Genomic DNA, 12,750 nt, shown 5'->3' on the forward strand with positions numbered 1-12,750 from the left:
ACGAGCGCGCGACCTGGGCCGTCTCGGCACGGCAAACCCGCACGCGCCGAGCCGAGGAGACACTCCGGCGGGGCACCGCCCCACACCCTTGCACCACCGCCCAGCAGGAACGATGGCCACCCCGGCGGGAGCCGAGCGGCGGGAGCCGAGCGGCGGGAGCCACACCGCGACCCCGAACGGGAGTGGTGGCGGCAGACGAGCCGGCCTGTACGCCGGGTTCTGTCACCCGGCGACCTCGCGGTCGCCGGGGAGACGGCCATCCATCTAGGACCGGCGTTGCCGCCGGCCTCGTGCGGTCTACCCGCGAACTCGGGCGGGCAGCCCTCAAGCGTTCGCGCAGACCCGTCCGGGGACGGATCCTCTTGACCTTGCTCCAGGTGGGGTTTACCTAGCCGCCTGGGTCACCCCAGGCGCTGGTGGTCTCTTACACCACCGTTTCACCCTTACCGAGGGCCGAAGCCCCCGGCGGTCTGTTTTCTGTGGCACTGTCCCGCGGGTCACCCCGGGTGGGCGTTACCCACCACCCTGCCCTGTGGAGCCCGGACGTTCCTCGGCGGGATCCGAGGATCCCGACGCGGCCGCCCGGCCGACTCGTCTGCCGTGGCGACCATGCTACCGGCTGTGCCGTCGCCGCTTGACCTTGCCGCAACGGCAGGGTTTCTACTGGAGGGCATGCGAATCGGCGAGATCGCCGCGGTCGTCGGGGTCACCACCCGGGCGATCCGGCACTACCACCATGTCGGGTTGCTCCCGGAGCCGGAGCGGCGCCCCAACGGATACCGGGCCTACAGCGTCCGCGACGCCGTCCTGCTGGCCCGCGTACGCCGGCTCACCGAGCTCGGGCTCAGCCTCGACGAGGTGCGCGACGTCCTCGCCGACGACGCCGGGCGGGACCTGGCGGACGTACTGGATGAGCTCGACGCCGACCTCGCCCGGCAGGAGGCCGAGATCAAGGAGCGGCGGCGACGGCTCGCGGTGCTCCTCGCTGCCGGGCCGGGGGCGGGCGAGCCCCTCTCGCCTGCCCTCGCCGAGCTGCTGGCGAGGGCGCCGCGGACGACCTCCCCGACCGCCGCCAAGGACCGCGAACACCTCACGCTCCTCGACGTGCCGGGCGCGGACGGCCAGGGGATCTACACCGCCCTCGGGACGGTGGCCGCCGACCCCGCGGTGCTCGCCCTGTACGAGCGGCTGGACGAACTCGCCGAAGCTCCCGTGGACGACCCGCGGATCCCGGGCCTGGCGGCGGAGCTGGTGGCGGCCGTCCCCGACGAGGTGTTCGCCGCGATCCCCCGCGACGGGACGGTCGTGGCCGGGTTCAAGGAGGCGCTGCTCGCCGAGTACGCGCCCGCCCAGGCGGAGGTCGTCCGCCGGGTCATGGAAGCCTTCATCGAGCGGGGGCGGGGATGACGCGCGGAGTACGGGCGGCGCGGGTGGCCACCTCCGCGGTCCTGCCCGCGGAGGTGGCGCTCGTGCTGTGCGCGGCGGCCGGGGTACGGCTGCCCGCGCCGGCCCTGGCCGCCGCCGAGGCCGTGGTGGCCGGGGCGCTGCTGCTGGAGGTGTGGGTGCTGCGCGGGCTGTACACCGCCGCCCGGGCGGCCGGCGAGGAGCCCGGGGCGGCCCTGCGGACGGCGGCCCGGGCCGTGGTCCCCGTGCAGGTCCGGCGGCTGCTGCGGCACGAGCTGCTGGCCGGCGCCTCGCTCGGCCGGTGGGTCCTGCGCAGGAAGCACGGGGTGCGCCCCGGTGACCTCGCCGCCGGGTACACCGGACCGCAGACGGCCATGATGTACGGGCTGGTCTTCGTGTCGGTCGTCGAGACCGTCGCGCTCGCCCTCCTCATCCCCTGGCCGGCGGTCCACCGGGTGGTACTCGTGCTGGACGTGTACGGGGTCGTGCTGATGCTCGCCCTGCACGCCGCCTGCGTCACCCGGCCGCACGTGGTCGGCGCGGACGGGTCGCTGCGGATCCGCTACGGAGCCCTCTTCGACCTGGCCGTCCCGCCGGACGCGGTGGCCTCGGTACGGGTGGAGCGCCGCTATCCCGAGGGACGGCTGGTCACGCTCTCCGAGGAGGGCGTGCTCGACCTCGTCGTCGGCAGCCAGACCACGGTGACCCTGGAGCTGAACCGCCCGCTCGGCTTCACCCGCCCCCTCGGTGCCCGCGCGACGGCCCGCACGATCCGCTTCCACGCCGACGACCCCCACACCCTGGTCGCGGCCCTGCGCCAACCGGCCTGGGTTCTGTCGTCAAAGTAGCGCCGGTCAGGCCCGCGGTGTCCGGTGCCGTGCCTCGCAAGGCGGAGGGGCGCCCGAGTACTGGACGTACTTGGGCGCCCCGACAACGCGGCGAGGTGCGGTGCCGGGCGCCGCGGGCCAGGCGGGACTTTGACGACAGGGCCCAGCGGTGGTGGTGGGCGGGGGTGGTCCGGGCGGGCGTCTACCCTGGCCGGGGGGCCGCATCCCCTGCGACATGTCGTCCTGAAGGAGAACCACCGTGCTCGTGCTGCTGCCGCCCTCCGAGGGAAAGGCCGCCGACGGCTCCGGCGCACCGCTGGAGCCGCAGGAGCTGTCGCTGCCCGGCCTGGCGCAGGCCCGCGCGGCGGTGCTGGAGGAGCTGGTCGACCTGTGCACAGGCGACGAGCTGAAGGCCCGTGAGGTGCTCGGCCTGAGCGAGGGCCTGCGCGGCGAGGTCGCGAAGAACGCGCAGCTGCGCTCGGCGGCGGCCCGCCCGGCGGGGGAGATCTACACCGGCGTGCTCTACGACGCGCTGGGCCTGGCCGGCCTGCCCGAGACGGCACGCAGGACCGCCGAGGGCGCGCTGCTCGTCTTCTCGGGGCTGTGGGGCGCGGTGCGTGTCACCGACCGCATCCCCTCGTACCGCTGCTCGATGGGCGTCAAGCTCCCGGGGCTCGGCGCGCTCGGTGCGTACTGGCGCGCCCCGATGGCCGAGGTGCTGCCCGCGGCCGCCGGGGACGGGCTGGTACTGGACCTTCGTTCGGCGGCGTACGCGACGGCGTGGAAGCCGAAGGGGGAGGTCGCGAGCCGGACCGCAACCGTGCGGGTGCTGCACGCGCAGATGGTCGACGGCGTGGAGAAGCGGTCCGTGGTGAGCCACTTCAACAAGGCGACGAAGGGCCGGCTCGTGCGGGACCTGCTGGTGGCCGGGGCCGTGCCCGGTTCGCCGGCGGAGCTGGTGACGGCCCTGCGGGACCTCGGTTACGTCGTCGAGGCGGAAGTGCCCGCGAAGGCGGGCCGGGCCTGGTCCCTCGATGTCATCGTGACGCAGATCCACCACTGACGCGCCGTCACCGGCGCGCGCCACGGGCCCGCGCCACCGACGGGCCGCGGCCGGGGGCGCCGCCCCGGCACGCCGGTTCAGCGGCCGAGCGGCCAGGCCACGGTCGCCGGGGCGCGGTCGGCGTCGTCCGCGTACGCGGCGCAGGCGTCCGTCAGGGTCTCCAGCAGGGTGAGCGGGTCCGGGAGGGGGTGCTCCATGCCGCGGATCCAGGTCACCGCCTGGTCACCGGGGAGGGCCGCCGGCGGGACCAGGACGTAGCTGCCGCGGCAGTGCCAGCGCAGGCCCGGGTGCTCGTCCATGGTCTCGGGGTGGCAGTCCAGCGCGCACGGCCACCACTCGTCCTCGTCCTCGGGGGTGCCGCGGGTGGCGGTGAAGAAGAGCATCCGGGCCTGGTCGCCGGTGCCGCCCGATTCGGCGACGGGGCCGACCTTGATGCCGGCCTCCAGGAGCCGCGCGAGGGCGGCGGCGCCGGCTTCCAGCGGGACGTCGAGCACGTCGTGGACCATGCCGGTCGCGGTGATGAAGTTGGCCTGGGGCTGATTGCGCGCCCACCGCTCGATCTGCGCGCGGTCGGTGGTCGACTGGGTCTGCCAGGCGAAGGAGACGGGATGTCGTGCGGGGGTCGGACAGCCGATGCGGTCGCACGAACATCGATAGCCGACGGGATGGGCGGCGGGGGCGAGCGGCAGACCGGCGGAGGCGACGGCCAGGAGGAGCGCCTCGCGCTCTCGTGCGGGGTCCTCGGCGGTGGGCTTCTGCCGCCGGCGCAGCCACTGGGAAATCCTGCTCTGCTCGCCGCGTTTGACGCGGCCGGACTCAGACCCCATCTATCCCCTCACCTCACCGTTGCCCCGGCAGACCTTCACATGGTCCCACCATCCTGCGCCCCGGGTGACCGCTCCGGATGACCGGGGGGCCGGGGATGGGTAAGCATCAACCCCTCCATATCCACAGAATCGGGGCAAACATTCCCGGGTGAACGCAGGTTGTCCGGCGGCTAGCGTGCGGTGACGTTTGCCACCCCGCCGAGTACCCGGTCCACCAGCGCGTCGGTGAAGGCGTGCGTCAGGGGCGCGGTGCGCAGCAGCCATCGGTAGGTCAGCGGGCCGAGCAGCATCTCGACGGTCAGCCGCAGGTCCGTGTCGGGCGCGAGCTGCCCGGCCTCGCGGGCGGTGCGCAACCGGGCCTCGTACAGGGCGAGCTGCGGCTCCAGCAGTTGCTCGGTGAACTGGGCGCCGAGCTCGGGGTCGGTGGCGCCGGCCGCGGTCAGGGCGCGGGTGGGGGCCTCGTACTTCTCGTCGTTGAACTCGTCGACCGTCGCCCGCAGTACGTTCTTCAGGTCGGCGGCGAGGTCTCCGGTGTCGGGGAAGCCGGTCCACCCGGAGTCCGTCCCGGCGTCCCCGGCCAGGGCGAGGGAGGCTTCGAGGAGGACGGCGGCCTTCGAGGGCCACCAGCGGTAGATGGTCTGCTTGCCGACGCCCGCGCGGGCCGCGATGGCCTCGATGGTCAGCTTGTTGTAGCCGACCTCGCCGACCAGGGCGAGCGCGGCGTCGAGGATGGCGCGCCGGGAGCGGTCGCTGCGGCGTGTGGCGTCAGGGGTCTTCGTCATGCCCCGAAAATACCAAAGCGAGACGTCTCGTCTTCTCTTCTGCCATCGTTTTGGTAAACCACCCCATCGGTCCACTGCGTCGGCCACGTCCAGGAGAGACGATTCACTCCAGGACTCGTCCCGAGTCGTGAAAGTCGTGAGGAGCCTTCTTTGCGCAGAGACGCCACACCCCGGCGCTACCTGATGTGCCCACCCGCACACTTCAAGGTCACGTACTCCATCAATCCGTGGATGGATCCCACGAAACCGGTGGACCTGCCCCTGGCCCAGGCACAGTGGGAAGACCTCAGGGACCGGTACCTGTCCCTGGGCCACACCGTCGAGACGCTCGCACCGGACCCCGGGCTGCCCGACATGGTGTTCGCGGCGAACGGCGCCCTGGTGGTCGACGGCCGGGTTTTCGGGGCCCGCTTCGCCCACCCCGAACGCGCCGCCGAGGCCGCACGGCACCTGGAATGGTTCCGCGAACACGGCTACCGGGAGATCCACGAGCCCTCGCACGTCAACGAGGGCGAGGGCGACTTCGCCGTCACGGCGAGCTTCATCCTCGCCGGCCAGGGCTTCCGATCCAGCCCGCTCTCGCACGACGAGGCCCAGGAGTTCTTCGGCCGCCCCGTCATCGGGCTCGACCTGGTGGACCCGCGCTACTACCACCTGGACACCGCGCTCAGCGTCCTGGACGGCGACGAGGTCATGTACTACCCCGACGCCTTCTCGCCCGGCAGCCGGGGCGTGCTCAGGCGGCTCTTCCCCGACGCGCTGATCGCCGACGGCCGGGACGCGGCCGCCCTCGGCCTCAACGCGGTGTCCGACGGCCGGCACGTGCTGCTGCCGCAGGCGGCCACCGGACTGTTCGGCCCGCTGCGCGAGCGGGGGTTCGAACCGGTCCCGATGGACCTCGGGGAGCTGCTCAAGGGCGGCGGCAGCGTGAAGTGCTGCACCCAGGAGCTGCGCCCGTAGACCCGGCGGGACCCCTCGGCCCCGGCCCTGATCCGCCGGACACCCCCTAGCCCTCGGAGTCCTCGGAGGGCGGCGGCCAGGCCTGGCCCCAGTCGACGTCCCGCGCGGCCTTGTAGAGGCCGCCGTGGCGCTTGGTCACGTTGACCCGGGTCAGGCCCGCCCCGTCACCCTTCTCGGGGCCGCACAGCTCCAGCAGGACGAGCCCCTTCCGGATCTGCGGCTTGCGCGTGATCCGGGAGGCGGCCGGCTCCACCGGGAAGCGGGTGGCGGCGACGTAGCTGAACTTCTCGTCCTCGTAGGGGAGCGAGCCGCCCTTGACCTGCCGGTGCAGGGAGGAGCGGCTGACCCGCGCCGAGAAGTGGCACCAGTCCTTGCCGACCTCGACGGGACAGGTCCCGTCGTGCGGGCACGGGGCGGCGACCCGCAGTCCGGCCGCGATCAGCTGGTCACGGGCCTCACGGATGCGCAGGTACCCCTCAGGCGTGCCCGGCTCGATCAGCACCACCGCCTGCCCGGCCCGCGCCGCCTCGGCGACGACGGCCGCGCGCGCCTGCTCGGTCAGCTCGCCCAGGACGTACGACACCGTCACCAGGTCGGCGTCCGGGACGGTCATCCCCGAGCCGATGACGGCCCGCCGCCACTCGGCGCCGCGCAGCGCCTCGGAGCCGGAGGCCGCCGCGAGTTCCCGGCCGAGGGCCAGCGCGGGCTCGGCCCAGTCCAGCACCGTGGTCCGCCGCGGGCCGTCCCAGGTGGCGTCCACCGCCCAGGTCGCCGCGCCGGTGCCGCCGCCCACGTCCACGTGCGAGGCGGGCGCCCAGCCGGGCGCAGCCTCTGCCAGGGCGTCCAGGGCGGACCGTACGGCCTCGAAGGTGGCGGGCATGCGGTAGGCCGCGTACGCCGCGACGTCCGAGCGGTCGCGCAGGACGGGCGCGTCGGTGGGGGTCCGCCCCCGGTAGTTGGCGATGAGCCGCTCGACGGCGGCCGAGGCCTGCCGGGGCGGGAGTCCGTCGAGCAGAGCGCCGAGCGTGCTGCGGAGGGTCTCGGCGGGGGTGGGGGCNGGAGGCGTTCCCCTGCCGAGTTTACGGTGAGCCGGGCCTGGCCCTGCCCGCCGGCCCCGCCCGCCGGGCTCGGCGGGCGGGGCCTCGCGGCTCAGTTCCCGGCCGTTGCGGGGACCGCCGGATCGCCCCGCTTCTGCCAGGGCCGGCACAGGGCCAGGAAGCAGCCCGCCGAGAGCACCGCGCACACCAGCTGCACCAGGGCCATCGGCACCGCCGTGTCCTCGCCCGCGATGCCGACCAGGGGCGAGGCGATCGCCCCGACCAGGAACGAGGAGGTGCCGAGCAGCGCGGAGGCCGATCCGGCCGCGTGCGGGGTCCGCATCAGCGCCTGCGCGTTGGTGTTCGGCAGCACGATGCCCATCGCCGACATCAGGACGAACAGCGCGGTGGCGACGGGGACCAGCCCGACCTCGCCGAAGACCCCCGTCGTCATCAGCAGCAACGACACCGTGGAGGCGGTGACGACGGCGAGCCCGACGGCCAGCACCTTGTCCAGGCTGACCCGGCCGACCAGCAGCTTGCCGTTGATCTGGCCGACGAGGATCAGGCCGACCGAGTTCAGGCCGAAGAGCAGGGAGAAGGTCTGGGGTGAGGCCCCGTAGATCTCCTGCACCACGAAGGGGGAGGCGGAGATGTAGGCGAAGAGCGCGGCGAAGGCGAAGCCGCCGGTCAGGGTGTAGCCGGTGAAGACCCGGTCGCCGAGCAGGCCGCGCATGGTCCGCAGCGCGGAGCCGACGCCGCCGGTGTGCCGCCGCTCGGGCGGCAGGGTCTCGCCGAGGCCGCGCCAGACCATCAGGGTGAGGACCGCGCCGACGCCGGTGAGGACCACGAAGACGCCCCGCCAGTCGGCGAAGCGCAGCACCTGGCCGCCGATGAGCGGCGCGACGATCGGGGCGGCCCCGGAGATGAGCATCAGGGTCGAGAAGAAGCGGGCCATCTCGTGGCCGTCGTACAGGTCGCGCACGACGGCGCGCGCGATGACGACTCCGGCGGCCCCGGCCAGTCCCTGGAGCAGCCGGAAGGAGATCAGCAGCTCGGCGGTCGGGGCGAGGGCGCAGATCGCGGTGGCCAGGACGTAGACGGCCATGCCGACGAGCAGCGGCCGGCGGCGGCCCCACCTGTCACTCATCGGGCCGATGACGAGCTGGCCGAGGGCCATGCCGGCGAGGCAGGCGGTGAGGGTCAGCTGGATCGTCGCGGCGGAGCTGTTCAGGGCGCCGGTGACCTGCGGCAGGGCCGGCAGGTACATGTCCATGGAGAGCGGGGGGAGGGCGGTCAGCCCGCCGAGTATGAAGGTGACGAGCAGGCTCGTGCGGCGTGCGCGCGTCAGGGACGCGGTGGCGGCGGGGGCGGAGGGCGATTCGGGCGACGAGTCGTGCGAGGCGGCCGTCGCGGGGCCTCTCTCCGGCATACGGGACTCCAGTCTGCTCATCTGCTCATATGCACCCCTGACCGACCCATGTTCTCAGCAATCGGAACGTCCGGGGCCCGGAGCCTGCCGTGACGTAGCCTGCGGCCCCATGGACGAACGTACGAAGAAGATCGCCGTGGTGACCGGCGCCGGCTCCGGAATCGGCCGCTCCGTGGCCCTGACCCTGGCCGCCGCCGGCTGGTCCGTGGCCCTGGCGGGTCGCCGGGCCGAACCGCTGGAGGACACCGCCGCCGCGGCCGGGCCCGGCGCCGACGTGCTGTGCGTGCCGGCCGACGTCAGCGACCCGGCCGACGTGACTCGGCTGTTCGAGTCGGTGCGCGCCCGCTACGGACGCCTCGACCTGCTCTTCAACAACGCGGGCATCTTCGGGCCCGGCGGCGTCCCGCTGGAGGACATCACCTACGAGGCCTGGCGCTCGGTCGTCGACGTCAACCTCACCGGCGCCTTCCTGTGCGCACAGGCCGCCTTCCGGCAGATGAAGGGGCAGGACCCGCAGGGCGGCCGCATCATCAACAACGGCTCCATCTCCGCTCACGTGCCCCGCCCGAACTCGATCGCCTACACCGCGACCAAGCACGCCATGACCGGCCTGACGAAGTCCCTGTCGCTGGACGGGCGGCAGCACAGGATCGCCTGCGGGCAGATCGACATCGGCAACGCGGCCACCGAGATGACCGAGCGGATGCAGACCGGCATCCTGCAGGCCAACGGGCAGCTGGCCGTCGAACCGGTCATGGACGCCGCCGACGTGGCCCGCACGGTCCTGCACATGGCCGAACTCCCGCTGGAGGCGAACGTGCAGTTCGCGACGGTGATGGCCACCTCCATGCCGTACATCGGCCGGGGCTGAGCCGCCCCCCGGCCGGGCTGAGCCGCCCCCCGGCCCCGTTGCCACGACGCGGCGGCAAGGATCATGACCGCATGACCGATACCGAGGTACTGCGCTGCACCGCGTTCTCCGGCGACCCGGACGGCGGCAACCCCGCCGGGGTCGTGCTCGACGCCTCCGGGCCGGACCAGGACGCGCCGCCGGAGATCGCCGCCGGACTGGACTCCGGCGAGACGGCCTTCCTCACCGCCCCGCCCGAGGCGCTCGCCGCGCTCGACCGGCCGCAGGCCGGCCTCGACCTCTGGCGACACCCGCGTACGCGTCGGCGGCACGGCGGTCAGCATCGCGTGAGCGTGCATTCAGCCCCTCCGGCGACCGAGGAGCGGGGTCCGGGTCGGAGCCCCGGCAGCGGTGGAGCGCGCAAGTGAGCGCGGATCTGCGGGTGGTCGGCTTCGCCGAGGCACATGTGCCGCCTCGGCTGGCCGTCCAGGTCGCCGCCCTGGAGGCACAGGCCTGGCCCGGCTCCACCCCGGGACACGACCCGGCGCTCGCGCCGCGCACCCTCCTCCTCGTCGACGGGGAGGGGACGGTCGCCGCCGCCCTGTCCCTGCTTCGCAAGGAGATCCGGCTCGGCGGGCGCACGTACCGCGCCGCCGGCCTGAGCTCCGTCGTCACGCGGACCGCGATGCGCGGACAGGGCCTCGGGGGGCGGCTGGTGGTTGCCGCCCGGGCGGAACTGGCGGCGGACCCGGCCGTGGACCTGGCGCTGTTCAGCTGCGACCGGCCCCTCGCCGCGTTCTACGAGGCGGCCGGCTTCGCACCGCTGCCCGGCACGGTCCTCGTGGGCGGCACCCCCGAGGACCCGCTGGCCACCGACGCACCCGGATTCGACAAGGCCGTGATGGCGGCCTTCTTCACCGGCGCCCCGGCCCGGGACCGCGAGGCGTTCACCGGCGTGCGCGTCCCGCTGCACCCCGGGAGCATCGACCGGCTCTGGTGAACCGTCAGGCGGTGGGGGCGGGCTGCGGGGCATCCGACACCTCCGGGCCCGCCCCCGCCGGACGGCCGCCGCGCTCGGCGAAGAACAGCACCAGCACCGGGACCAGGTACAGCGCCCACACCGTGAGTTGTTCCTGGGCGTCGGACGAGGGCCGTCCCAAGAGGGGAGAGGCCGGTGAGGCGGACCTAACTTAACTGAGCCTTAGTTCACGCATACCCCCTCGTGCAGTGATTCGGATCTCACGTTCCGGCCCTGGGGCAAGAGGCCGTCATGGACCCTCCATGACCGGCCCATGGACCGGTCAAGCCGGGGTCAAATGGGCGTGACGTCGGGAATTCCGGGGCCGTCCGAGGTGTGGGCCGAGGTGTGGTTCGGAGCGTGGTTCGGAGCGTGGTTCGGGGCCCCGTCCGGGGTGCGTACCGGGACTACCAGCGGGGCTCCGGTGCGCGGGTGCGGGAGCACCTCGACGGGCTGCCGGTACACGCGGCTGAGGAGGGCGTCCTCGAACACCTCGGCGGGCGGGCCGTCGGCGGCGATCCGTCCGCCGTGCAGGACGGCGGCCCGGTCCGCGTAGGCGGCGGCCAGTCCCAGGTCGTGCAGGACGACGACCACCGCGTCCCCTGCCGCGGCCCGCTCCCGGCAGATGCGCAGGACGAGCTCCTGGTGGCGCAGATCGAGGGCGGCGGTGGGCTCGTCGAGCAGCAACAGCGGGGCCCGCTGGGCCAGTACGCGGGCCAGTGCGACCCGGGCCCGTTCGCCGCCGGAGAGCGCGGAGAACGGGCGTGCGGCGAATGCGGTGACCTCGGCGGCGGCCATCGCGGTGGCGACGGCCTCCTCGTCCGCATCGGCGAAGGGGGTGCCGGCCCAGGGTGCGCGGCCCATCCGGACGACGTCCTCCACCGGGAAGGGGAAGGACAGTGCGGCCGACTGGGGGAGGACGGAGCGGCGGAGGGCGAGGTCCGGGGCGCTCCAGTCGCCCACCGGGCGGCCGTCTACCCGGACTTCACCGGAGGTGGCGGGCAGGTCGGCGGCGAGGGCGCCGAGGAGGGTGGACTTGCCCGCGCCGTTCGGGCCGACCAGAGCCAGCACCTCGCCGGCCCGGGCGGTCAGCCGGATGCCGGCGAGGACCTCGTGCTGCCCGAGCCGGACGTGCAGGTCCACGGCCTCGGCGAGCGCCGCGCCGGGGGCGGGGCGGGACGGGACGGTGCGGCGGCCGCGGGTGAAGAGGCGGGTCAGGGGGCCGGTGGGTGTTCTGGTGGGGGTGGGGGGCCTGGTGAGGGTGGTGGTGCGTGTGGTCGTGCGTGTGGTGGCGGCGGTCGTGCGGGTCACGCCCAGCCTCCTTGCTTGCGGCGGGTGCGACGCAGCAGCCAGAAGAAGAACGGGCTGCCGATCAGGGCGGTGAGCACGCCGAGGGGGAGTTCGGCGGGCTGGGCGAGAGTCCGGGCGGCGAGGTCGCCCGCGACCAGGACCACGGCGCCGGCCAGGGCGCTGCCGGGGACCAGGAAGCGGTGCCCGGGGCCGTTGGCCATGCGCAGCAGGTGCGGGACGAGCAGGCCGACGAAGGTGATGACGCCGGCGACGGCCACGGCGGCCGCGGTCAGCAGCGCGACGACCAGGATGAGTGCGAGGCGCAGCCGTTCGACGTCGACGCCGAGGTGGCGGGCGGGCCGCTCGCCGAGCGAGAGCAGGTCGAGCCGGCGGGCGTAGAAGGGGGCGACGAGCAGCCCGGCGACGGCGCAGGGGAGGACCGCCAGCACCTTGGGCCAGGTGGCCTGGGCGAGGGAGCCCAGCTGCCAGAAGGTGATCTGGTTGACCTGGCCGCTGTCCGCGAAGAAGACGAACAGGCCGATGAGGGCGCCGGCGAAGGCGTTGACCGCGATGCCGGTGAGGATGAGCGTGACGACCTCGGTCTTCCCGCCGTTGCGGGAGAGGAGGTAGACGGCGCTGACGGTGACGAGGCCCGCGACGAACGCACAGGCGGTGATGGTCCAGTTGCCGAGGAAGCTGAGGCCGAGGCCGATGGCGGCGACCGCGCCGACGGCGGCGCCCGCCGAGATGCCGATGACGCCGGGCTCGGCGAGCGGGTTGCCGAAGACGCCCTGCATGAGCGCGCCCGCGCAGCCGAGGGAGGCGCCGACGAGGAGCGCGAGCACGACGCGGGGGAGGCGTACGTTCCACAGCACGCTCTCGCCGACCCGGTCGAGCGGCGCCCCGCCGAGGCCCAGGCGGTGCTGGGCGGAGGCGAGGACGTCCGCGGTGGGGATGCGGTAGGCGCCGGTGCCGGCGGAGAGCAGGGCGAGGAGGAGCAGGGCGGCGAGGAGGGCGAGGGCGAGGAGGAGGGCTCGGCGGCCTGTGCGGCGTTCGCCTGCGGCGGGCTTGGCGTGCTTGGCCTGTTCCGCGGCGGCGGCGGCGGGCGCGGCCTTGGCCTTGGCCGGGGCGGGTGTGGCTTCGGTGGGGGGCGGGGTGGCTTCGGCCGGGGCGGGTGTGGCTTCGGTGGGGCCGGGCGCGCGCCGGGGCGTCTCCTCGGGCGCCGAACGGTTCTCGGGGCCGGAATGTGTGGCAGTGGTG

13 protein-coding genes, 1 other RNA gene and 1 pseudogene are annotated in these 12,750 nt (G+C 74.2%); 7 read left to right on the plus strand and 8 right to left on the minus strand.

Annotated features, from left to right (window positions below; translation table 11 throughout):
• Positions 1-192: 192 nt before the first annotated feature.
• Positions 193-594, minus strand: an RNA gene (gene rnpB, locus AAT21_RS34335) — RNase P RNA component class A.
• A 78-nt stretch (positions 595-672) separates the two neighbouring features.
• Between rnpB and AAT21_RS02890 the strand changes: the two genes are divergently transcribed.
• From AAT21_RS02890 to yaaA, 3 genes are all read left to right on the plus strand, one after another.
• Complete coding sequence (locus tag AAT21_RS02890; protein ID WP_046775088.1) at positions 673-1,407, plus strand: MerR family transcriptional regulator; 735 nt, start codon at positions 673-675, stop codon at positions 1,405-1,407.
• Positions 1,404-2,252 (plus strand): hypothetical protein, encoded by an 849-nt coding sequence (locus AAT21_RS02895; RefSeq protein ID WP_046775089.1) that lies wholly within the window; start codon positions 1,404-1,406, stop codon positions 2,250-2,252. Before AAT21_RS02890 ends, AAT21_RS02895 begins: the two co-directional genes overlap by 4 nt.
• 238 nt (positions 2,253-2,490) lie before the next feature.
• Entirely contained in the window at positions 2,491-3,294 is an 804-nt protein-coding gene (gene yaaA / locus AAT21_RS02900) for a peroxide stress protein YaaA (RefSeq protein ID WP_046775090.1), read from the plus strand.
• Positions 3,295-3,371: 77 nt separating this feature from the next.
• On the opposite strand, the gene AAT21_RS02905 is transcribed toward yaaA, so the two are convergent.
• Together AAT21_RS02905 and AAT21_RS02910 are read right to left on the minus strand one after the other, a co-directional pair.
• Complete coding sequence (locus AAT21_RS02905; protein ID WP_046775091.1) at positions 3,372-4,121, minus strand: bifunctional DNA primase/polymerase; 750 nt, start codon at positions 4,119-4,121, stop codon at positions 3,372-3,374.
• 170 nt (positions 4,122-4,291) lie between these two features.
• Positions 4,292-4,903 carry a TetR/AcrR family transcriptional regulator gene (locus AAT21_RS02910; protein ID WP_046775092.1) on the minus strand — a complete coding sequence of 204 codons (612 nt, stop codon included), beginning with the start codon at positions 4,901-4,903 and terminating at the stop codon, positions 4,292-4,294.
• 132 nt (positions 4,904-5,035) lie between these two features.
• Between AAT21_RS02910 and ddaH the strand changes: the two are divergent.
• Positions 5,036-5,863, plus strand: a pseudogene (ddaH, locus tag AAT21_RS02915) (dimethylargininase); the annotation flags it as partial.
• Between the two features lie 46 nt (positions 5,864-5,909).
• Here ddaH and AAT21_RS02920 read toward each other — a convergent pair.
• Together AAT21_RS02920 and AAT21_RS02925 are read right to left on the minus strand one after the other, a co-directional pair.
• The coding region (locus AAT21_RS02920; RefSeq protein ID WP_235438654.1) for a small ribosomal subunit Rsm22 family protein at positions 5,910-6,920 on the minus strand (1,011 nt) is incomplete at its 5' end.
• Positions 6,921-7,012: 92 nt separating this feature from the next.
• On the minus strand, positions 7,013-8,332 hold the full coding sequence (locus AAT21_RS02925) for a Bcr/CflA family multidrug efflux MFS transporter (RefSeq protein ID WP_079025400.1): 1,320 nt from the start codon (positions 8,330-8,332) through the stop codon (positions 7,013-7,015).
• Positions 8,333-8,441: 109 nt separating this feature from the next.
• On the opposite strand from AAT21_RS02925, the gene AAT21_RS02930 reads away from it, so the two are divergent.
• The 3 genes from AAT21_RS02930 to AAT21_RS02940 all read left to right on the plus strand — a co-directional run bounded on the left by AAT21_RS02930 (position 8,442) and on the right by AAT21_RS02940 (position 10,182).
• Complete coding sequence (locus tag AAT21_RS02930) at positions 8,442-9,203, plus strand: SDR family oxidoreductase (RefSeq protein ID WP_046775094.1); 762 nt, start codon at positions 8,442-8,444, stop codon at positions 9,201-9,203.
• A gap of 71 nt (positions 9,204-9,274) precedes the next feature.
• On the plus strand, positions 9,275-9,610 hold the full coding sequence (locus tag AAT21_RS39960; RefSeq protein ID WP_046775095.1) for a PhzF family phenazine biosynthesis protein: 336 nt from the start codon (positions 9,275-9,277) through the stop codon (positions 9,608-9,610).
• Entirely contained in the window at positions 9,607-10,182 is a 576-nt protein-coding gene (locus AAT21_RS02940; RefSeq protein WP_235438655.1) for a GNAT family N-acetyltransferase, read from the plus strand. Before AAT21_RS39960 ends, AAT21_RS02940 begins: the two co-directional genes overlap by 4 nt.
• 4 nt (positions 10,183-10,186) lie before the next feature.
• Here the strand turns inward: AAT21_RS02940 and AAT21_RS37325 are convergent, their stop codons facing one another.
• The 3 genes from AAT21_RS37325 to AAT21_RS02950 all read right to left on the minus strand — a co-directional run.
• Positions 10,187-10,342, minus strand: coding sequence for a hypothetical protein (locus AAT21_RS37325; protein WP_157879612.1), 156 nt, complete (start codon positions 10,340-10,342; stop codon positions 10,187-10,189).
• A gap of 152 nt (positions 10,343-10,494) precedes the next feature.
• Positions 10,495-11,418, minus strand: coding sequence for a heme ABC transporter ATP-binding protein (locus AAT21_RS02945; RefSeq protein WP_046775561.1), 924 nt, complete (start codon positions 11,416-11,418; stop codon positions 10,495-10,497).
• An 89-nt stretch (positions 11,419-11,507) separates the two neighbouring features.
• Positions 11,508-12,750, minus strand: a 1,243-nt coding sequence (locus AAT21_RS02950) for a FecCD family ABC transporter permease (RefSeq protein ID WP_235438656.1), incomplete at its 5' end; no start/stop codon positions are given.

This window comes from Streptomyces yangpuensis (assembly GCF_001005295.1).
Classification (GTDB): domain Bacteria; phylum Actinomycetota; class Actinomycetes; order Streptomycetales; family Streptomycetaceae; genus Streptomyces; species Streptomyces yangpuensis.

What these genes read in the sequence shown, in the direction of transcription:
- AAT21_RS02905 (WP_046775091.1), bottom strand. Translation starts at nt 4,121, where the DNA reads ATGGGGTCTGAGTCCGGCCGCGTCAAACGCGGCGAGCAGAGCAGGATT.
- AAT21_RS02910 (WP_046775092.1), bottom strand. Translation starts at nt 4,903, where the DNA reads ATGACGAAGACCCCTGACGCCACACGCCGCAGCGACCGCTCCCGGCGC.
- AAT21_RS02890 (WP_046775088.1), top strand. Translation starts at nt 673, where the DNA reads ATGCGAATCGGCGAGATCGCCGCGGTCGTCGGGGTCACCACCCGGGCG.
- AAT21_RS02930 (WP_046775094.1), top strand. Translation starts at nt 8,442, where the DNA reads ATGGACGAACGTACGAAGAAGATCGCCGTGGTGACCGGCGCCGGCTCC.
- AAT21_RS02895 (WP_046775089.1), top strand. Translation starts at nt 1,404, where the DNA reads ATGACGCGCGGAGTACGGGCGGCGCGGGTGGCCACCTCCGCGGTCCTG.
- AAT21_RS39960 (WP_046775095.1), top strand. Translation starts at nt 9,275, where the DNA reads ATGACCGATACCGAGGTACTGCGCTGCACCGCGTTCTCCGGCGACCCG.
- AAT21_RS02925 (WP_079025400.1), bottom strand. Translation starts at nt 8,332, where the DNA reads ATGCCGGAGAGAGGCCCCGCGACGGCCGCCTCGCACGACTCGTCGCCC.